General features: G+C 61.0%; 17 protein-coding genes. 15 read left to right on the plus strand and 2 right to left on the minus strand.

Features of this window, described 5'->3' with window-relative positions:
* Positions 1–113 precede the first annotated feature (113 nt).
* The 5 genes from AOA60_RS01985 to AOA60_RS02005 all read left to right on the plus strand — a co-directional run bounded on the left by AOA60_RS01985 (position 114) and on the right by AOA60_RS02005 (position 4435).
* Positions 114–923, plus strand: coding sequence for an AraC family transcriptional regulator (locus AOA60_RS01985; protein WP_099582876.1), 810 nt, complete (start codon positions 114–116; stop codon positions 921–923).
* Positions 924–971: 48 nt separating this feature from the next.
* Positions 972–2378: an FAD-binding oxidoreductase gene (locus tag AOA60_RS01990; protein ID WP_099582877.1), complete on the plus strand. Its 1407-nt coding sequence runs from the start codon at positions 972–974 to the stop codon at positions 2376–2378.
* A gap of 27 nt (positions 2379–2405) precedes the next feature.
* A complete protein-coding gene (locus tag AOA60_RS01995; protein WP_099582878.1) occupies positions 2406–2747 on the plus strand; it encodes a cupin domain-containing protein in 342 nt (113 codons plus the stop codon).
* A gap of 60 nt (positions 2748–2807) precedes the next feature.
* Positions 2808–3887, plus strand: coding sequence for a polyamine ABC transporter substrate-binding protein (locus tag AOA60_RS02000; protein WP_099582879.1), 1080 nt, complete (start codon positions 2808–2810; stop codon positions 3885–3887).
* Positions 3888–3976: 89 nt separating this feature from the next.
* Positions 3977–4435 (plus strand): transposase, encoded by a 459-nt coding sequence (locus AOA60_RS02005; protein WP_099582881.1) that lies wholly within the window; start codon positions 3977–3979, stop codon positions 4433–4435.
* A gap of 236 nt (positions 4436–4671) precedes the next feature.
* Here AOA60_RS02005 and AOA60_RS02015 read toward each other — a convergent pair whose 3' ends face one another.
* Entirely contained in the window at positions 4672–5457 is a 786-nt protein-coding gene (locus AOA60_RS02015) for a helix-turn-helix transcriptional regulator (RefSeq protein ID WP_099582885.1), read from the minus strand.
* Between the two features lie 200 nt (positions 5458–5657).
* Here AOA60_RS02015 and AOA60_RS02020 point away from each other — a divergent pair, with 200 nt between their 5' ends.
* The 8 genes from AOA60_RS02020 (at position 5658) to AOA60_RS02055 (ending at position 16324) form a co-directional block, all read left to right on the plus strand.
* On the plus strand, positions 5658–7022 hold the full coding sequence (locus tag AOA60_RS02020) for an APC family permease (protein ID WP_099582886.1): 1365 nt from the start codon (positions 5658–5660) through the stop codon (positions 7020–7022).
* Positions 7023–7031: 9 nt separating this feature from the next.
* A complete protein-coding gene (locus AOA60_RS02025) occupies positions 7032–8135 on the plus strand; it encodes a P1 family peptidase (RefSeq protein WP_099582888.1) in 1104 nt (367 codons plus the stop codon).
* A 367-nt stretch (positions 8136–8502) separates the two neighbouring features.
* A complete protein-coding gene (locus AOA60_RS02030) occupies positions 8503–9936 on the plus strand; it encodes a serralysin family metalloprotease (RefSeq protein WP_099582889.1) in 1434 nt (477 codons plus the stop codon).
* A 49-nt stretch (positions 9937–9985) separates the two neighbouring features.
* Positions 9986–10354 carry an AprI/Inh family metalloprotease inhibitor gene (locus tag AOA60_RS02035; RefSeq protein ID WP_099582891.1) on the plus strand — a complete coding sequence of 123 codons (369 nt, stop codon included), beginning with the start codon at positions 9986–9988 and terminating at the stop codon, positions 10352–10354.
* Positions 10355–10456: 102 nt separating this feature from the next.
* The gene (locus tag AOA60_RS02040) at positions 10457–12208 is read left to right on the plus strand and encodes a type I secretion system permease/ATPase (RefSeq protein WP_099582892.1); all 1752 of its coding nucleotides are present in this window, start codon (positions 10457–10459) and stop codon (positions 12206–12208) included.
* Positions 12205–13518 (plus strand): HlyD family type I secretion periplasmic adaptor subunit, encoded by a 1314-nt coding sequence (locus AOA60_RS02045; protein ID WP_099582894.1) that lies wholly within the window; start codon positions 12205–12207, stop codon positions 13516–13518. Before AOA60_RS02040 ends, AOA60_RS02045 begins: the two co-directional genes overlap by 4 nt.
* 2 nt (positions 13519–13520) lie before the next feature.
* Positions 13521–14858, plus strand: a complete 1338-nt coding sequence (locus AOA60_RS02050; RefSeq protein ID WP_099582895.1) for a TolC family outer membrane protein — start codon at positions 13521–13523, stop codon at positions 14856–14858.
* A 41-nt stretch (positions 14859–14899) separates the two neighbouring features.
* Entirely contained in the window at positions 14900–16324 is a 1425-nt protein-coding gene (locus AOA60_RS02055) for a lipase (protein ID WP_099582897.1), read from the plus strand.
* Positions 16325–16443: 119 nt separating this feature from the next.
* Here the strand turns inward: AOA60_RS02055 and AOA60_RS02060 are convergent, their stop codons facing one another.
* On the minus strand, positions 16444–16668 hold the full coding sequence (locus tag AOA60_RS02060; protein ID WP_099582899.1) for a YgdI/YgdR family lipoprotein: 225 nt from the start codon (positions 16666–16668) through the stop codon (positions 16444–16446).
* A gap of 187 nt (positions 16669–16855) precedes the next feature.
* Here AOA60_RS02060 and AOA60_RS02065 point away from each other — a divergent pair, with 187 nt between their 5' ends.
* Positions 16856–18505 carry a VRR-NUC domain-containing protein gene (locus tag AOA60_RS02065; protein WP_099582900.1) on the plus strand — a complete coding sequence of 550 codons (1650 nt, stop codon included), beginning with the start codon at positions 16856–16858 and terminating at the stop codon, positions 18503–18505.
* Positions 18502–20757 carry an ATP-dependent DNA helicase gene (locus tag AOA60_RS02070; protein WP_099582902.1) on the plus strand — a complete coding sequence of 752 codons (2256 nt, stop codon included), beginning with the start codon at positions 18502–18504 and terminating at the stop codon, positions 20755–20757. Before AOA60_RS02065 ends, AOA60_RS02070 begins: the two co-directional genes overlap by 4 nt.
* The last annotated feature ends 132 nt before the right edge of the window (positions 20758–20889 follow it).

The raw sequence follows: 20889 nt of genomic DNA on the forward strand, positions 1-20889 counted from the left end.
TCAGGTCCTACTGAAACCTGGGCAAATAGCCATTAGTCAAAAGTGCGCCTGGCCATTGAACGCACCAGCGAATTTCGGCAATCTCCACGGTCTACCCCGCCGCAGAGCCGAACATGCCTGACATCGCCCCTGACGATGATTGCCTGCACACCCAAGCCACGGGTGACCTGGTGTTACGTCATCACCTGTGCTGGCGCCATCGTGACTTGGACGGGGTGATGTCCTACTACCACCCGGATATCCAATACCACGACTTTTTTCAGAACCGCGTAGTCGGTTACGCCGAGCTGCGCGACTACCTGCAAGCCAGCATGCCCCGCCAGGCTGACGAAGCGATTGAACACACCGACCGCATTCGCGCCGACGGTGATACCGCCTTTATCCAGTACCGCATCACCCTGCGTGGCGGCCAGGGGCTGGTGTCATTCCGTACCAGCGAGGCCATCACCGTGCGCGACGGGCTGATCTGGCGCGTCAATGAATACGCCTCATTGGTGCACGAACAACCGTCCCAGGCCCAGCGCCCCAGCGTCAGCCGCCTAGGCCTGTCCCCCCAGCAACTGGGGCATATGGCCAATGACTTGCAGCAGTATTTCGAACGCAAGCAAGCGTATCTGGACCCGGACCTGGACCTGCAGCGGGTCGCCAAGGAGTGCGGATACAGCCGTAATCAGATTTCTTACCTGCTCAATCAAGTACTCGGACAAAGCTTCTACCGCTACGTCAACCAGGCGCGGCTGCAGCATTTGCTCGCCGCGCTGGACAAGGCGCAGCCGCCGATCAAGGTCGACGACCTGGCCTTTGCCGCCGGTTTCAATTCGCTGTCGGCGTTCTACAGCGCCTTCCGCCAGCACACCGGCCAATCGCCCAAGGCCTACGTCAAACAAATTTCCCTGCGTGCACGCGCGCAAGACAGCGAATAACCGCCGGCTCTAGGATCACCCCATCGAAACGTGGGTGGGGAGCTTGGCATGCCGGCATGGCGCAACATCAGTTTATGGATGGACCAACTGGACGACCCGCTGGTGGCGCGGCCGTCCCTGGAACACGACCTGGACGTCGATGTGGCCATTATCGGCGCCGGCTACACCGGGCTGTGGACCGCCTACTACCTGAAACGCCAGGCACCTGAGCTGAAAATCGCGATCATCGAGGCGCAAACCGCCGGCTTCGGTGCATCGGGCCGCAACGGTGGCTGGCTGATGGGCAACCTGCTGGGCGAAGACCGCCTGCTGGCCGGCCTGGCACCTGAACAACGCCGCGCCTCCTTCGACCTGCTGCACGGCATTCCCGATGAAGTGGCCCAGGTCCTGGCCCGCGAAGGCATCGACTGCGACTACCGCAAGGGCGGCGCCCTTTACTGCGCGGCACGCTACCCCGAGCAGGAGGCCAGCCTGCGGGCCTACCTGGAAAAGCTCTACGCCCAAGGCCTCAGCGAAGCCGATTACCGCTGGCTGAGCCCGCAGCAGTTAGCGGAGCAGATCCGCATCGCCAAACCCTATGGCGGTATCTATGCACCCCACGTCGCGACGATCCACCCGGCCAAGCTGGTGCGCGGCCTGGCGCGAGCCGTGGAGCGCCTGGGCGTGACGATTTACGAAAAAAGTCCGGTCACCCAGTGGCAGTCCGGCAGCCTGCGCACCGCGACGGCCAGTGTGCGCGCCGGCTGGGTAGTGCCCGCCGTCGAGGGCTACGCGAACACCTTGCCGCCCTTGGGCCGCTACCAGTTGCCGGTGCAGAGTTTGATCGTCGCCACTGAGCCACTGCTTGCCAGCACCTGGGGCGAAATTGGCCTGCGCCACGGCCAGGCCTTTGGCGAAAGCAGCCGCCAGGTCACCTATGGCCAGCGCACGGCGGATAACCGACTGGTGTTCGGTGCCCGCGGCGGTTACCAGTTCGCTGGCAAGTTGCGCCACAACTTCGATCTGACTGACAGCGAAGTGGAGCTGCGTCGCTACCTGTTCGGCGAACTCTTCCCACAGCTCAAGAACGTGCGGATTACCCATTCCTGGGGCGGCAACCTTGGTATGTCGCGTAATTTCCGACCGCACATGCTCTGTGACCACAACACCGGCATCGCGCTGTCTGGCGGGTACGGCGGGGAGGGCGTGGGTGCCACCAACCTGGGGGGCCGCACGCTGGCGGATTTGATCCTCGGGCGCGACACGCCCCTGACCCATCAACCCTGGGTGATCCGCGAGCGCGGTCTTGACGCGCTCAAGGCCTGGGAACCCGAACCGTGCCGCTGGCTGGGTTACAACGCGATCATTCGTAGTTTTGTCCATGAAGACCAGGTGTTGGCCAACCCCAACACCGCCCCTTGGCGCCGCAAGCTGGCGACCGGCGTGGCCGGGTTCATGGAAGGGTTCATGCACTGAGTCGTTTCACTTACACGGGAAAACCCCATGAGCATCACGCAATTCAAAGACACGCTGAATGCCCACCTGCCGGACTCATTACCCGTGGCCGTGCCCTTGGGCGAGCCGATTGCGGTGGCCTCCACCTTGAGCGTAGAGCGCAGCGATGGTGTCGAAACCGGCATCTGGGCCTGCACCCCAGGCCGCTGGCGTCGGCAGATCAAATCCCAGGAGTTTTGCCACTTTATCCAGGGCCGCTGCACCTTCACCCCCGACAACGGTGAAACCGTCCACATACAAGCCGGCGACGCACTGATGTTGCCGGCCAACAGCACCGGAATCTGGGATATCCAGGAAAGCGTGCGCAAGACCTACGTACTGATTCTGTAACGCTTTGATCCTTGATCGCCTGCCATAAAAACAGCCCTAAAACCGCCAGGAAATCGAACCATGAAAGCCATTGCCCTGTTGCCCTTGATGTTGGTGGCCTCTATCAGCCAGGCCGCCGAGACGGTGAAGATCTACAACTGGTCGAGCTACATTGCGCCAGACACCACGAAGAACTTCCAGAAGCAGACCGGGATCGGTTTCAGCTACGACGTGTACGACAGTAACGAAACCCTCGACGGTAAGCTGATGACTGGCAATTCCGGTTATGACGTGGTGTTTCCGTCCAACCACTTCATGGCCCGGCAGATCCAGGGCGGCGCCTTGAAGAAGCTCGACAAGAGCCAGTTGCCCAATTGGAAAAACCTCAACCCGGTGCTGCTCAAGGCATTGGAGAACAACGATCCGGGCAATGCCCATGGCTTCCCGTATCTGTGGGGCAGCACCGGCATTGGCTACAACATCGACAAGGTCAAGGCCGTGCTGGGGGATAACGCTCCGGTGGACTCCTGGGACTTGATCTTCAAGCCCGAGTACATGGAAAAACTCAGCAAATGCGGGGTGGCCATCCTCGATAATGGCCCGGAACTGTTGCCCATCGCCCTCAATTACCTGGGGCTGGCGCCTCACAGCAAGAACCCGGAGGACTACAAAAAGGCGGAAGCCTTGCTGATGAAAGTGCGGCCTTACGTGGCGTACTTCCATTCCTCGAAATACACCGGCGACCTGGCCAATGGCGATATCTGCGTGGCCGTCGGCTTCTCCGGCGATGTGCTGCAGGCCGAAAGCCGCGCCAAGGAAGCCAAGAACGGCGTGAAGATCGGGTATCAGATCCCCAAGGAAGGCGCCGCGATCTGGTTCGACATGGTGGCCATGCCTGCCGATGCCCCGGATGAAAAGGCCGGCTACGCGTTCATGAACTACCTGCTGGAACCCCAGGTGATGGCGGACATTACCAACTCGGTGCATTACGCCAACGGCAACAGCGCGGCGGACAGCCTGGTGGATCCAGAGATCAAGGGCGACACCAAGATCTATCCAAGCGAGGCCATGATGGGCAAGTTGTTCGCACTGGAAGCGATGCCGCTGAATATCGACCGGATTCGCACGCGGGTCTGGAACACCATTCGTATGGGCCGCTAATCGGTAACATTTCGTCGCCCAATGGGCGCTCTGTTTAGACGTTGTTGTCTGTAGCTTCCTTGCCTCCTTTCAATAAAGCGGGGCAAGGAATGCTCATATCAAACAAGTCAGGACGGTTGCGTACAGGGCGGGTTTCACAGGTGGGCGGGGTGTATTTGCTCACCGCTGTGGTCAATCGACGAGAACCGATCTTTGATGATTGGCGGCTTGGACGGCTGGTTGTCAGGCAGTTTCGCGACGCGCATGAAGATGAGTGGGTTGATTCCCTGGCATTCGTCGTGATGCCAGACCACCTGCATTGGTTGGTTCAACTGCGGGACAAGACCTTGGCAGAAGTGATGTGCCGGCTTAAATCGCGCAGCAGCCTGGCGGTCAACCGGGCTCTGGGTCGAAAAGGGCGGCTATGGCAGAAGGGCTATCATGATCGTGGCGTGCGGCGAGAGGAGGATTTGAAAGACTTCGCGCGTTACGTGGTGTTGAACCCCCTGCGCGCGGGGTTGGTAAAGCGTATTCACGATTATCCGCTTTGGGATGTTTGGTGGTTGTAGGTCCGTCAAGCAGCCGCGCCAAGGCCGTAGATACCGTCTTGACGCTCACCGGGCAACCCCCAAGGTTTGGGTCGTAGCAGCTGCCGAGCGCAAGCGAGGCTGCGTTGAGGGGCCCGCAGATCGCGGGGTGTCAATACGTCCGCCACGCAGCCTCGCTTGCGCTCGGCAGCTGCTACGAGGGTTTTTGTGGTGCTGGATAAGACGGTATCTACGCCGCCGCCGATTTCATTGAGCATCTACGGGTTCTCCAGATCATGTCCCAGCGACTGGATAAATAACGAAAACAGCTCCGGCTGTGACGAGATATCGAGCTTGGCGTACAAATGCCGACGGTGCACTTTCACTGTGTCTGGCGAGATGTTCAGGCGTTCAGCCATGGCCTTGGAGGAAAAACCGCGCAATACCAGGCGGGCGATTTCCAGCTCGCGGTCCGAAAGCACGCCGCAACCGAACTGGCTCAAGGCATCCCTGATCTGACTGTCCATGGCCGGTGCGCGCTGAGTACTTTGCTGCCAATGCTGCTGCATCAACGGTAGTACCCAGGCCGCCATCATCGTCATCAGCCCGGTCTCATCGGCACTGAACCGCCGCTGCATGCCCAACGACAGCGACAACGTCCCCGCACCGGGCAGTTGCAGGATGAATTGCACCTCATCTTCCAGCACGTTGTCGTGGAAGTAGTTGAGGAAGTACTCACTCTGACGGAAATGGTCCGGTGCCACTTCCTCCAGGCGATAAACACCGCTGGCATAACCTTCGCGGCACGCCTGGAAAAACGGATCGAGCAAGTACAGGCCATTGAGGTACGTCAGCATCGACGCCGGTTTGCTGCTGGGCTGGGCGTCGTATTCTTCCAAGGCCTGGGGCGCACCCTCCTGCGGGTAGAAAATCGCCAGGGCGTTATCGAAGGGCAGGCACTGGTGCAGCAACAGCACCAACTGTTTCCAGAAACGCTCGGTACCGATGTGCGCGACGGTGCGGCCCAGGCCAGCGTGCATGCCGACCTCACGAAACAGGCTCATATCACAGGCTCCCGCCAGCAAGAGATCGCCCAAGGGTTCGGCTTTTGCCGGATGCCGTCAAGGGGAGTACGCCAATAGGGGAATTGGCTGACAAGCCACCTGCGGATAACGTCTTCATCATTCAACGGGAAACATATCCCGACACATACATCATTTTTCGTTTCTGCCTCACACCAAGAACAACGACAGAGGATAACGATATGAGCACTTCCCCCACGCCCGACGGCGTGTTGAAACCTACCCTGAGCGTCTTCGATGTAGTGGCCATCACCGTTTCCGCAGTGACGCCGGCCAGTTCGGTCTTTGTGATTGCGCCGTTTGCCATCCAGCAGGCGGGCAGTGGCGTGTTCCTGGCATTCGTGATGGCGGGCCTGCTCGCGCTGATGTTCGCGTTTTGCTACGCCGAACTGGGCCGCGCCCACAACAGCGCCGGTGGCGAATATGTGTACGCCAAGCGCGTGTTTGGCGGCATGGCCGGCTATGCGACCTTCCTTACCGTGCTGGTGATGTTGCTGTTTATCCCGCCGGTGTTGGCCACCGGGGCTGCGACGTATCTCAACAACGCCTTGGGCACGAAGTTTGATTCGCAAACCGTCGCCCTGGTGATCGTCGTGTGCAGTTACGCCCTGGGCATCCTCAATATCAAGCTCAATGCGTGGATCACCGGTACCTGTTTGCTGCTGGAAGTGGCGGCCTTGCTGGTGATCGTAGTGATCGGTTTTGGCAACCCGGTGCAGCCCGCGAGTGTGTTGTTCCAGCCGCAGATTGTCGAAAACGGCGTGCTGCACCTCGCGCCCTGGGCCTTGGTGATCGGCGCGGTGGGCATCGGTCTGTTTTCCTACAACGGCTACGGCCCGGCGGTGTTGCTGGCCGAAGACATGAAGTGCGGCGGCAAGGGCGTGCACAAGGCGGTGCTGTGGTCCCTGGGCCTGGTGGTGGTGATTGAGCTGGTGCCGATCACCGCGCTGTTGATCGGCGCGCCGTCCCTGAGCGAAATGATCAGCAGCCCCGACCCCATCGGCTACCTGCTCACCAGCCATGGCAATGAAACCCTGTCGCGCCTGGTCAGCGCCGGGATCTTCCTCTCAGTGTTCAACGCGATTGTGGCCATCGTGATCCAGATCGGCCGCGTGGTATTCAGCAGCGGGCGCGATGCGCTGTGGACGCCGACCATCAACAAACTGTTCACCCGCATTCACCCCCGCTGGGATTCGCCGTGGCTGGCTACGCTGTTCCTGGCGATCCCGTCGGCGTTGCTCAGCTTCAGTTCCAACCTGGCCGACCTCACCTCGTTCAGCGTGTTGCTGATTATCCTGGTGTACCTGGTGGTGGCGTTGAGCGCGTTGATGAGCCGGGTGTTGCTGCGCGATCGCGAGCACCCGTATCGCATGCCGCTGTGGCCGTTGCCGGCAGTGTTGGCGGTGATCGGTGCAGGTTACCTGCTGGCGACCTTGATCTACGCGGCATCGGTGCGCGACATCATGATCATCCTCGGCTTGCTGGCCCTGTCGGTGATTTTCTATTGCATCAGCGGCCGGTCGAGTCCGGTCTTTCAGAAATTGTAAGGAGTGGTTATGCGCGCACGTCAATTGGGCATCACGTTGGGGCTGGGTACACCGGGTGAGTTGAATGCCATCACCGATGTACCGGGCGTGCGGGTGGGCCACAGCACCCTCAACACCCGTATCGATGGCAAGCACGTGCGCACCGGCGTGACGCTGATCCAGCCACGCGCCGGGGAAGCACGCCAGCAACCATGCTTTGCCGGCTACCACGTGCTCAATGGCAACGGCGATGCCACAGGGCTGGAGTGGATCAGCGAAGCGGGGCTGTTGACCACGCCGCTGGCCATCACCAACACCCACAGCATCGGCATTGTGCGCGACACCCTGATTGCCCTGGAGCGCGAGCGCCTGGCAGACCCGGCCGTGTATTGGTGCATGCCGGTGGTGATGGAGACCTACGACGGGCTGCTCAACGATATCTGGGGCCAACATGTGAAGCCCGAGCATGTGCGCGAGGCCCTCAGCAATGCCGAAACCGGTCCGGTGCAGGAGGGCGCGGTGGGCGGTGGCACCGGGATGATCTGCCACGAGTTCAAGGGCGGCATCGGCACGGCGTCGCGGCGCTTGCCGGCGGAGCAGGGCGGTTGGACCGTCGGCGTGTTGGTGCAGGCCAATCATGGCAAGCGCCAGGAGCTGCGCGTCGACGGCTACCCGGTGGGGCGCCGGTTGATGGACATTCCATCGCCCTTCGCCGAGCGCGGCACGCCAGGCATGGGTTCCATCGTAGTGATCCTCGCCACGGATGCGCCGTTGCTGCCCCACCAATGCCAGCGCCTGGCGCAACGTGCGTCCATCGGCATCGCCCGCACCGGCGGCGGCACCGAAGACTCCAGTGGCGACCTGTTCCTGGCCTTCGCCACCGGCAACCAGCACCTGCCGGCGGCGGACTACGGGCGCAAGGGCCTGCCGTTCAGCAGTGCCCTGCAAATGGTCAATAACGACCACATCTCGCCGCTGTTCAGTGCGGCGGCCGAGGCCGTAGAAGAGGCAATCATCAATGCCATCCTCGCGGGTGAGACCATGAGCACCGATGACGGCGTGCAAGTGCCGGGTTTGACCGGCGAGTCGCTGTTACAGGCATTGCATGACACCGGCTGGAGTATGTCCCGGTAATGGGGGACAACTCCTGTTATTAGTTTAAATACTGGCCGTTTAATGTTGCCAATGGCACCGTGGCAATATATTGGATCCATTTAATAAGCGCGCCGCTCAACTTGAGCGGCGTTAGCGCTATTTAATATTTAAATAGGGGTTGGTTGTTTTTTGTCGGACAAAATCAAGTTGGCCCAATAAACGCGGCACAAAACTTCAATTAGTTACCAGGCTGCGACTTTTTCACGTTGGAAATAGATGTAGACGAAAGATTTCAAGTTGTGTCAGTTTTCTTACGCCTTCAAAAGAGGCGAGTGATAGGACGATCTCGCCCGCGGGGTTCCTATCGATCAAAGACTGATGCACTTGCAAACAAGGAAGTACGTTTATGTCCAAAGTAAAAGACAAGGCTAACGTGTCGGCGGCGCAAGCCAGCACCGCTTACTCGCAAATCGATAGCTTCAGCCATCTGTATGACCGTGGCGGCAACCTCACGATCAATGGCAAACCGTCCTACACCGTCGACCAGGCCGCCACCCAGCTGCTGCGCGACGGCGCCGCTTACCGGGACTTTGACGGCAATGGCAAGATCGACCTGACCTACACCTTCCTGACCTCGGCGTCGTCGAGCACCATGAACAAACATGGCATCTCGGGCTTCAGCCAGTTCAACACCCAGCAGAAAGCACAGGCCGCACTGGCCATGCAATCCTGGGCGGATGTGGCCAACGTCACGTTCACCGAGAAAGCCACCGGCGGTGACGGCCACATGACCTTTGGCAACTACAGCGGTGGCCAGGATGGCGCGGCTGCGTTCGCCTACCTGCCCGGCACCGGTGCAGGCTACGACGGCACCTCGTGGTACCTGACCAACAACAGCTACACGCCAAACAAGACCCCGGACCTGAACAACTACGGCCGGCAGACCCTGACCCACGAAATCGGGCATACCCTCGGCCTGGCTCACCCTGGCGACTACAACGCCGGCGAAGGCGCGCCGACCTACAACGACGCGACCTATGGACAGGACACGCGCGGCTACAGTCTCATGAGTTACTGGAGCGAGAGCAACACCAACCAGAACTTCAGCAAAGGCGGCGTCGAGGCCTACGCTTCCGGCCCGCTGATCGACGACATTGCCGCGATCCAGAAGCTCTACGGCGCCAACTACAACACCCGCGCCGGCGACACCACCTACGGCTTCAACTCCAACACCGGGCGTGATTTCCTCAGCGCCACCTCCAACGCCGACAAGCTTGTGTTCTCGGTGTGGGACGGCGGTGGCAACGACACCCTGGACTTCTCCGGTTTCACCCAGAACCAGAAGATCAACCTCAATGAAGCCTCGTTCTCCGACGTGGGTGGCCTGGTGGGCAACGTGTCCATCGCCAAGGGCGTGACCATCGAAAACGCCTTCGGCGGTGCAGGCAACGACCTGATCATCGGCAACAACGCCGCCAACGTCATCAAGGGTGGGGCCGGCAACGACCTGATCTACGGCGCTGGCGGTGCGGACCAACTGTGGGGCGGCGCCGGCAACGACACCTTTGTGTTCGGCGCCAGTTCCGACTCCAAGCCAGGGGCGGCAGACAAGATCTTTGACTTCACTTCGGGTTCGGACAAGATCGACCTCAGCGGCATTACCAAAGGCGCGGGCCTGACCTTCGTCAATGCGTTCACCGGGCATGCCGGCGACGCGGTATTGACCTACGCATCCGGCACCAACCTGGGTACGCTGGCCGTCGACTTCTCCGGGCACGGCGTGGCGGATTTCCTCGTCACCACCGTAGGCCAGGCAGCCGTCAGCGACATCGTGGCGTGATACAAAGGCGCGGCGTTTCGGCGTCGCGCCTCCAGGATGGAGCGTGAAGATGCAGCGTTTTTTCAACTTGATCGCCTGCGTGTTGCAGGTGATGTTCGTGTCGGCAGGAGCCCACGCAATGGCGAGCAGTCTTGTTTTACCCTCCAGCGCCCAATTGGCCGGGCATTGGCAATTGCACCAGCAGGATCAGGTCTGTGCCCTCGACCTGCTCGAACAGGCCAATGGCTTGAGCGGTGATGTGGCCTGTGCCGCGCAATGGCTGGGGGACACGCCGTTGACCTGGTCGCCCACACCGGACGGCATCTGGCTGTTCAACGCCGAAGGCAGCGGCATCACCCATTTGAATCGCCAGAAAGACGGCGACTATCAAGCGCGCACTAAATCCGGCGCCGTGGTTGAATTAAAACGTATGCCTTAGTTATCGCTATAAGTTTATAACTCGATTTTATTAGTTGGCCGGCCTTTATTCGGGGCTCGGGCAACTTATGCGCGCAATTTGGCTCAAGGAAGATCAGAACATATGGCCAAGCCCTCTGCGGTTGCGCCCTTATTCAAGGCGCTGGGTGAATACAAGAGCATCTTGATCAGTATTGGCTGCTTCACGGCATTGATTAACCTGTTGATGCTGGTGCCGTCGATTTACATGCTGCAAGTGTACGACCGCGTGCTGTCCTCCCAGAACGAAACCACTCTGGTGATGTTGACGCTGATGGTCGTGGGCTTCTTCGCCTTTATTGGCACGCTGGAAGTGATCCGCAGTTTTATCGTGATCCGTATCGGCAGCCAGTTGGAACGGCGTTTCAACTTGCGCGTTTACAAAGCCGCGTTCGAGCGCAACCTGCAACGCGGCCAGGGGCATGCGGGGCAATCCCTGGGCGACCTGACCCATATCCGCCAGTTCATCACCGGGCCGGCGCTGTTCGCGTTTTTTGACGCGCCGTGGTTTCCGATCTACCTGTTTGTGATTTTCCTGTTCAACGTCTGGCTTGGAGTGCTGGCCAGCGCCGGCGCGGTATTGCTGATCGGCCTGGCATGCCTGAATGAATACCTGACCAAGAAACCCTTGGGCGAGGCCAGCGGTTTCTCCCAGCAATCGACCCAACTGGCCACCAGCCATTTGCATAACGCCGAAACCATCCAGGCCATGGGCATGCTTGGCGCGCTGCGCAAGCGCTGGTTTGCCGTGCACGCGCAGTTCCTCAACTTGCAGAACAAGGCCAGTGACACCGGTTCAGTCATCACCGCCCTGAGTAAATCCCTGCGCCTGTGTTTGCAGTCCCTGGTGCTGGGCCTGGGCGCACTCCTGGTGATCCGCGGCGATATGACGGCAGGGATGATGATTGCCGGTTCGATCCTGATGGGCCGTGTGCTCAGCCCCATCGACCAGTTGATTGCCGTGTGGAAGCAATGGAGTTCGGCCAAGCTGGCCTATCAGCGCCTGGATGAGTTGCTGCGCGAGTTTCCACCGGAGGTCGAGCAGATGGCCTTGCCGGCGCCCAAGGGCCAGGTCAGTTTCGAGCAGGTCAGCGCGGGCCCGCCGGGCAAGCGCGTGGCGATGCTGCATCACGTCAGTTTCAACCTGGGCGCGGGCGAGGTGCTCGGCGTGTTGGGGGCATCGGGCTCGGGCAAGTCGACCCTGGCCCGTGTGCTGGTGGGGGTATGGCCAACCCTGGCCGGCACGGTGCGGCTGGATGGCGCAGACATCCATCGCTGGGACCGCGACGACCTGGGCCCGCATATCGGTTACTTGCCCCAGGACATTGAGCTGTTCAGCGGCAGCATCGCCGACAACATCGCCCGCTTTCGCGAGGCCGACCCCGAGCGTGTGGTCAAGGCGGCGCAACAAGCCGGTGTGCACGAGCTGATCCTGCGCCTGCCCCAAGGCTACGACACGGTACTCGGCGACAACGGCGGCGGCCTGTCCGGCGGGCAGAAACAGCGCGTGGCCCTGGCCCGTGCGCTGTATGGCGAGCCACGCTTGATTGTGCTGGATGAACCCAACTCCAACCTCGACACCGTGGGCGAAGCCGCCTTGGCCAGCGCCATCGTGCAGATGAAGGCCCAAGGCAGCAGTGTGGTGCTGGTGACCCATCGGTCGTCGGCACTGGCCCAGGCCGACAAGTTGCTGGTGCTCAACGACGGCCGTTTGCAGGCATACGGACCGAGCCAAGAGGTGCTGCGTGCCTTGTCCGGCCAGCAGGAAGCGCCGAAAGACAAACCTGGCGTCAGTTTCAGTCGTCAGTACCAAGCGGGAAGGAATCCAGGCGCATGAGCAGTATCACTTTCGAACAACCTGTCAAAGAGCGCGACGCCGGTTTTTTTGCCCGTCTGGGCTGGCTGCTGACGGTGGTAGGCGCCGGTGGTTTCTTCCTGTGGGCCAGCCTCGCGCCTCTGGATCAGGGCATTCCGGTGCAGGGCACGGTGGTGGTGTCCGGCAAGCGCAAGGCCGTGCAAACCCTCAGCCCCGGTGTGGTCAGCCGTATCCTGGTGCGTGAAGGCGAGCGGGTGAAACAAGGCCAGCCGCTGTTCCGGCTTGACCAGACCCAGAACCAGGCCGACGTGCATTCGCTGCAAGCCCAATACCGCATGGCCTGGGCCAGTGTGGCGCGCTGGCAGAGCGAGCGCGATAACCACGCCAGCATCACCTTTCCTGCCGAACTGAGCAGCCATCCCGATCCCGCCTTGGCGTTGGTGCTGGAAGGCCAGCGTCAGTTGTTCAGCAGCCGTCGCGAGGCCTTCGCCCGCGAGCAGGCCGGCATTCGCGCGAATATCGACGGCGCCACTGCGCAACTCGGCGGCATGCGCCGTGCCCGCAGCGACCTGACCGCCCAGGCGCAATCCCTGCGTGATCAACTGAGCAACCTGCAACCCTTGGCCGACAACGGCTACATCCCGCGCAACCGGCTGATGGAGTACCAGCGCCAATTGTCCCAAGTGCAACAGGACCTGGCGCAGAACACCGGCGAAAGCGGTCGGGTGGAGCAGGGCATCGTCGAGTCACGCCTCAAATTGCAGCAGCACAGCGAGGAATATCAGAAGGAAGTGCGCAGCCAGTTGGCCGACGCGCAACTGCGCAGCCTGACCCTGGAACAACAACTGACTTCCGCCGGGTTCGACCTGCAACACAGCGAAATCAACGCACCGGCCGACGGCATCGCGGTCAACCTTGGCGTGCACACCGAAGGCGCCGTGGTGCGTGCCGGTGAAACCCTGCTGGAGATCGTGCCCCAAGGCACGCGCCTGGAAGTGGAAGGGCACCTGCCGGTGCATCTGGTGGACAAGGTCGGCACGCACTTGCCGGTGGATATTCTGTTCACCGCCTTCAACCAGAGCCGCACACCGCGTGTGCCGGGGGAGGTCAGCCTGATCTCGGCCGACCAGATGCTCGATGAGAAAACCGGCGCGCCCTATTACGTGTTGCGCACGACGGTGAGCGAGGCGGCGCTGGGAAAACTCCACGGCCTGGTGATCAAGCCCGGCATGCCTGCCGAGATGTTCGTGCGCACCGGTGAACGTTCGTTGCTCAACTACCTGTTCAAGCCGTTGCTGGATCGCGCCGGCTCCGCGTTGACTGAGGAATGAACATGAAACCTGTGTTCTTCGCTGTGCTGTTGAGTTGCACCAGCGCCCACGCCGCCATGGGCCCGTTCGATGTGTACGAGCAAGCCTTGCGCAACGATCCGGTGTTCCTCGGCGCGATCAAGGAACGTGACGCCGGCCTGGAAAACCGCACCATCGGCCGCGCCGGGCTGCTGCCCAAGCTGTCCTACAACTACAACAAGGGGCGCAACAATTCCCAGGCCACGTTGCCTGACGGGCGCGGCGGCAATTATCACGACGACCGCAACTACAACAGCTACGGCTCCACCTTCAGCCTGCAACAGCCGCTGTTCGACTACGAGGCCTATGCCAATTACCGCAAAGGCGTGGCCCAGGCGTTGTTTGCCGACGAAAGTTTTCGCGACAAGAGCCAGGCGTTGCTGGTGCGCGTGTTGACCTATTACACCCAGGCGCTGTTCGCCCAGGACCAGATCGACATCGCCCGCGCCAAGAAGAAGGCCTTCGAGCAGCAGTTCCAGCAGAACCGGCACCTGTTCCAGCAAGGCGAGGGCACCCGTACCGATATTCTTGAAGCCGAGTCGCGCTACGAGCTGGCCACCGCCGAAGAGATCGAAGCGCTGGACGAACAGGACGCATCATTGCGGGAGCTGGGCGCCTTGATCGGCGTGCAGAGCGTCAACATCCACGACCTGGCGCCGCTGAACCAGGGGTTCGCCGCATTCACCTTGAGCCCGGCCAACTACGACACGTGGCACGCATTGGCGATCAGCAATAACCCCACGCTCGCCTCCCAGCGCCAGGCCCTGGAAGTGGCGCGTTATGAAGTGGAGCGCAACCGCGCCGGGCATCTGCCCAAGGTCACGGCGTACGCCAGCTCACGCCAGCAGGAGTCCGACAGCGGCAACACCTACAACCAGCGCTATGACACCAACACCATCGGCGTGGAAGTCAGCGTGCCGTTGTATGCCGGTGGCGCTGTCTCGGCATCCACGCGCCAGGCCAGCCGCGCCATGGAGCAGGCCGAGTACGAGCTGGAAGGCAAGACGCGCGAAACCTTGATCGAATTGCGTCGCCAGTTCAGTGCGTGCCTGTCCGGCGTGAGCAAGTTGCGTGCTTATCAGAAAGCGCTGTCCTCTGCCGAAGCACTGGTGGTGTCGACCCAGCAGAGCATCCTCGGTGGTGAGCGGGTCAACCTGGATGCGTTGAATGCCGAGCAGCAGCTCTACAGCACCCGCCGCGACCTGGCCCAGGCGCGTTACGACTACCTGATGGCCTGGACCAAGTTGCATTACTACGCCGGTAACCTGCGCGACACCGACCTGGCAAAGGTGGACGAGGCGTTCGGCCCTGCAGCGCATTAATGGGTTTTCTCGCTAATTCCAACAACAAGAGAGGCAATACCATGGGTGTCTTTGACTACAAAAACCTCGGCACCGAGGGCTCCAAAGCACTGTTCGCCGATGCCATGGCGATCACGCTGTATTCCTACCACAACTTGGATAACGGCTTTGCCGTGGGCTATCAGCACAACGGGCTGGGGTTCGGTTTGCCGGCCACCCTGGTCGGCGCATTGCTCGGCAGCAGCGATTCCCAGGGCGTGATTCCCGGCATTCCCTGGAACCCGGATTCAGAAAAAGCCGCCCTGGACGCGGTGCAACAGGCCGGCTGGACGCCGATCAGTGCGAGCACCTTGGGCTACACCGGCAAGGTCGACGCCAGGGGCACGTTCTTCGGCGAAAAAGCCGGCTACACCACGGCCCAGGTCGAAGTGCTGGGCAAGTACGACGCCGCCGGCAAGCTGCTGGAAATCGGCATCGGTTTTCGCGGTACATCCGGCCCACGGGAAAGCCTGATCAGCGACTCCATCGGCGACCTGGTCAGTGACGTGCTCGCCGCCCTGGGCCCCAAGGACTATGCCAAAAACTACGCGGGCGAAGCGTTCGGCGGCTTACTCAAGAACGTCGCCGACTATGCCAGTGCCCACGGGCTCAGCGGCCACGATGTGGTGGTCAGCGGGCACAGCCTCGGCGGTTTGGCGGTCAACAGCATGGCCGATTTGAGCACCGGCAAATGGGCGGGCTTCTACCAGGACGCCAACTACGTAGCCTACGCCTCGCCAACCCAGAGCAGCGGGGACAAGGTGCTTAATATCGGCTATGAAAACGACCCGGTTTTCCGTGCGTTGGACGGTTCATCCTTCAACTGGTCGTCGTTGGGCGTACATGACAAGCCCCATGAATCGACCACCGACAATATCGTCAGCTTCAACGACCATTACGCCTCGACGCTGTGGAATGTACTGCCGTTCTCCATCACCAACCTGCCGACCTGGATCGCCCATTTGCCCACCGGGTATGGCGACGGCATGACGCGTATCCTCGATTCCGGATTCTATGAACAGATGACCCGCGACTCGACGATTATCGTCGCCAACCTGTCCGACCCCGCACGGGCCACCACCTGGGTGCAGGACCTCAACCGCAACGCCGAAACGCACAAGGGCAACACCTTCATCATCGGCAGCAATGGCAACGACCTGATCCAGGGCGGCAAGGGCGCGGACTTTATCGAAGGCGGCAAGGGCAATGACACGATCCGCGACAGCAGCGGGCACAACACGTTTTTATTCAGCGGGCAGTTTGACCAGGACCGGGTGATTGGCTATCAGCCGACGGACAAGTTGGTGTTCACGGACGTGCAGAGCGCTGGTGATTATCGGGATCACGCCAAGGTGGTGGGCGGGGATACGGTCATCAGTTTTGGCGGGGATTCGGTGACGCTGGTGGGCGTGGTCGGCTTATCGGGGGAGGGGATCACTATCGCTTGAGCGGGAACGGGGTAAAACCTGTGGGAGGGGGCTTGCCCCCGATAGCAGTGGGTCAGTCAATAAAGATATCGGCTGAAGACCCACCCCTCCCACAGTTGCTCAGTGTCGGCGGCTGGCAATCATTTTTCCTTGCGCACCGTCGCCACATCCTCGGCTTTGACACGGACGCGCTTGCCGGCGATGTCGGTGAACTCGTAAAAACCGTCGGCGGTCTTGGCGTTTGGCGTGTCCTGGGTCAAGTACTGTGTGCCATTTTGCAGCGTCACTACGGTTTGCGTCGCGCAACCGGCCAATACCAGAAAAGTGAGTGCAACCAGTGGCAGACCCAAATTCTTCATGTTCATAACCCTTACCGTTAACCCTGAAAAGTCCCGCGCCAGAGGCTGCGGGCCATAAATGTTACGCGATCGACTCCCCCATCTGATCACTTTTATACAAAAAGTTGCGTGAGCCATTTATCTATTACCGATTGCAACAGAGCAGCAGGGACGGCACTCTGTATGCATAACCAGTATTTGACTCGCTTGCGCCATGGCCAATCCCCTCGACGATCCGCTCTATTACCTGCATAACTTCCGCCAGGTCCTGCATTGGCTGGGGCAGCGCTATGCCGACTTGCTGGAGCCTGACGAAGAGCATTTCATTCAGCAATTCGACAGCTTGGCGCAACCGTCCCAGGCGTTGTTGGTGCGCATGGTGATGCGCAAGGGTGTGCATTTTCGTGCTGGCAAACTCAGCTACCAGGAGGTCGGCTGTACCCACGCCGCTGCGATGCCATTGCGGGCATTGGGCTGGGTGGACGATCAATGCCTGCTGGCCTTTGAAGAAGTGTTCGCCTTGCTGCAAAAAGGCGAAATCCTCAGCACGTTCAAGCCCTGGATCGACCACCCCAAGGGCAACAAGGCCGACTGGCTTGAGGGCCTGACGGCGCAGTTCAGCGAAACCCGCAGCTTTGCCCAATGGTGCCCGGCGCTGGCCGAACCGCTGTACAGCCTCACCGTGATGGACCTGTGTGACCGCCTGCGCCTGATGTTCTTCGGCAATCTGCACCAGGATTGGTCGGAGTTCGTGCTGGCGGACCTGGGCATCTACACCTACGAAAAAGTGGCGTTCTGCACTGAATCCCGCGGCTTGCGCAGCCGGGATGACGTGCACGGCGTGCTGTTCCTGCACCAATGCCAGCACGCCTTTGAAACCGGCGCAGCGCTGCACGACGTACTGGCGCAGGTGGCCACGCTGACCACCGACAACCCCTGGCTGGAAAAACGCCGGGCCAAGCTGTTGTTCCAGGTGGGGCAGTATTGCGAGCGCAGCGCGGAGTTGGCGTTGGCCGAGCAGATCTACCGCACCTGCGCCTATCCCGGCGCACGCGCGCGACTGATCCGCGTGCTGGAGCGTCAGGAGGACTATGCCCAGGCCATGGCCCTGGCGAGTGCCGCGCAACAGGCACCGGAAAGTGCGGCCGAGCAGCAACACCTGCTGCGCGTCATGCCTCGCCTGCGCCGCAAACTCGGTGAGCCCAGGCTGCCCAAGCTGAAACCACGGGACGTTTCGCGCCTGGACCTGGAACTGGTACTGCCGGAACCAGTGATGTCGGTGGAGTACTGCGTCCAGGCACATTTGAGCGAGCCCGATGCACCGGTGCATTACGTGGAAAACGGCTTGATCAATTCGCTGTTCGGCTTGCTGTGCTGGGACGCGATCTTCGCACCGCTGCCGGGCGCGTTTTTCCACCCGTTCCAGCGTGGCCCGGCGGACCTGCACAGCGAAGATTTCCACCAACGCCGTGCGCCGCTGTTCGCCGCCTGTTTCGAGCAATTGCAGGATGAGCAGTACAAACATCTTATTCGCCAGCGCTACGCCGATAAGTGGGGCATTCAGTCGCCCTTCGTGTTCTGGAACCTGCTCAGTGAAGACCTGTTGGAGCAGGCCCTCGAATGCCTGCCCGCCGCCCACCTGCGCTACTGGTTCGAGCGCCTGCTGCTGGATATCCGCGCCAACCGCGCCGGCATGCCGGACCTGATCCAGTTCTGGCCAGCGCAAAAAACCTACCGCATGATCGAAGTCAAAGGCCCTGGCGACCGCCTGCAAGACAATCAACTGCGCTGGCTGGAGTTTTGTGGCGAGCACCAGATGCCAGTCACCGTCTGCTATGTGCGCTGGGCGGAGCAACCGGCTTGAGTTACAGCGTGGCCGTGCGTGCACTGTGTGAGTTCACGGCCAAGGTCGGCGATCTTGACCTGCGCTTTACCCCGTCGCCCAGCGCCCAGGAAGGGATTGTCGGCCACCGCACGGTTGCCTCGCGCCGCAGTGCGCACTACCAGAACGAAGTGGCACTGGAGGGCGAGTACCAACAACTCACAGTAAGGGGCAGGGCAGACGGCTACGACCCCGATGCCAACCGCCTGGAAGAAGTCAAAACCTATCGTGGCGACCTTGATGCCCAGCCGGCCAACCATCGGCTACTGCATTGGGCCCAGGTCAAGGTGTACGGCTGGCTGATGTGCCAGAAGTTGGGGTTGGGCGAAATCGACCTGGCGCTGGTGTACTTCGATATCGTCGGCGAGGGCGAGACCCTGCTCAATCAACGCTTCCAGGCGGCCGATCTGCAGGCGTTCTTCAACCAGCAATGCGCGCTCTTCCTCGGCTGGGCCCAACAGGAAATGCAGCACCGCGAAGCGCGCAACGCAGCCGCGCAGGCTTTGAGTTTCCCCCATGCCGACTTTCGCTCCGGCCAACGCACATTGGCCGAGTCGGTGTACAAGGCCGTCAGCACCGGCCGTTGCCTGATGGCCCAGGCGCCCACCGGCATCGGCAAGACCATTGGCACAATCTTCCCGCTGCTCAAGGCCCTGGCGCCGCAGCAACTGGACAAGGTGTTTTTCCTCACCGCCAAGACCCCCGGTCGCAAGCTCGCCCTCGATGCGTCACAGGTGCTGTTCACCAGCAGCCCCGGCCTGGAGCTGCGCGTGCTCGAACTGGTAGCGCGGGACAAAGCCTGCGAACACCTGGACAAAGCCTGCCACGGCGATTCATGCCCGTTGGCCAAGGGTTTCTATGACCGTCTGCCCGCTGCGCGCAGTGCTGCGTCCAAGGTAAGCCTGCTCAACCAGCACAATCTGCGCGAGGTTGCCCTGGCCCATGACGTCTGCCCCTATTACCTCAGCCAGGAAATGGCGCGCTGGGCCGATCTGGTGGTCGCCGACTACAACTACTATTTCGACTTTGGCGCCATGCTGTTCGGGCTCGCCCAACTCAACCAATGGCGCGCCGCCGTGCTGGTGGACGAAGCCCACAACCTGGTAGAGCGTGGTCGCTCGATGTACAGCGCCAGCCTCGATCAATACAGCCTCAAGACCCTGCGCGACTGCGCCCCCGAGCCGCTGAAGAAACCCCTGCAGCGCCTGAACCGCGAATGGAATGCCCTGCACAAGGACCAGCTCGCGCCGTACCAGGCCTACGCCGTCCGCCCGGAAAAACTGCTCCAGGCCTTGAGCCTGTGCGCCAGCGCCATGGGTGATTACTTCAACGACCACCCCGAAGCCCTCAACGGTGAGTTGCAAGCCTTCTACTTCGAAGCCCTGCAATTTGCCAAGGTCGCCGAGCTGTTCAACGAGCACTTCATCTTCGACATCAGCAAACGCCAACTCAACGGCAAGCGCAGCAGTTCAACCCTGTGCCTGCGCAATGTGGTGCCCGTCGAATTCATCCGCCCCCGGCTGACGGCTGCCCGCAGCAGCGTGCTGTTTTCTGCAACCTTGAGCCCACGCCACTATTACGCCGACCTGCTTGGGCTGCCGACGGATACCGCGTGGATCGATGTGGAGTCGCCGTTCAAGGCTGAGCAACTGCGTGTGCGCATTGTTGATGAAATCTCCACCCGTTTTGTACATCGCCAAGCCTCCTTGGCGCCCATCGTCGAGCTTATTGCCCGCCAGTTCGCGCTTCAGCCGGGCAACTACCTGGCGTTTTTCTCAAGCTTTGACTACCTGCAACAAGTGGCGCAGTTGCTCGCCGAGCGACACCCACGGATCGCGCTGTGGCAGCAGTCCCGGGGCATGGCGGAGACCGAACGCCAAGCCTTTCTCGATCAGTTCACCGAACACAGCCAGGGCATCGGCTTTGCGGTGCTTGGTGGTGCCTTCGGCGAAGGTATCGACTTGCCCGGCGCACGGTTGATTGGCGCGTTTATCGCGACGCTCGGCTTGCCGCAACTGAACCCGGTCAACGAACAGATGAAGCTGCGTATGGGAGCGATCTTCGGTGCCGGTTACGACTACACCTATCTGTATCCCGGCGTGCAGAAAGTGGTGCAGGCCGCGGGCAGGGTGATCCGCAGTCAGCAGGATGAGGGTGTGGTGATGCTGATCGATGACCGCTTCGGCGAGGCACGGGTCCGTCAGTTGTTGCCGCGCTGGTGGACGGTCGACTGATATTCCCGTCATCAATGATGATGGCCTGGAGAGCGCCCATCGCGCAGCCTCACCTGACTAGAACAAGGGCCAAACTTCCAGTGAATGCGGAATCTATGTCAAACGCGCTGTTGTGGTGAGCGGGCTTGCCCC

It is taken from the genome of Pseudomonas sp. 2822-17, assembly GCF_002742485.1.
GTDB lineage: Bacteria > Pseudomonadota > Gammaproteobacteria > Pseudomonadales > Pseudomonadaceae > Aquipseudomonas > Aquipseudomonas cyclaminis.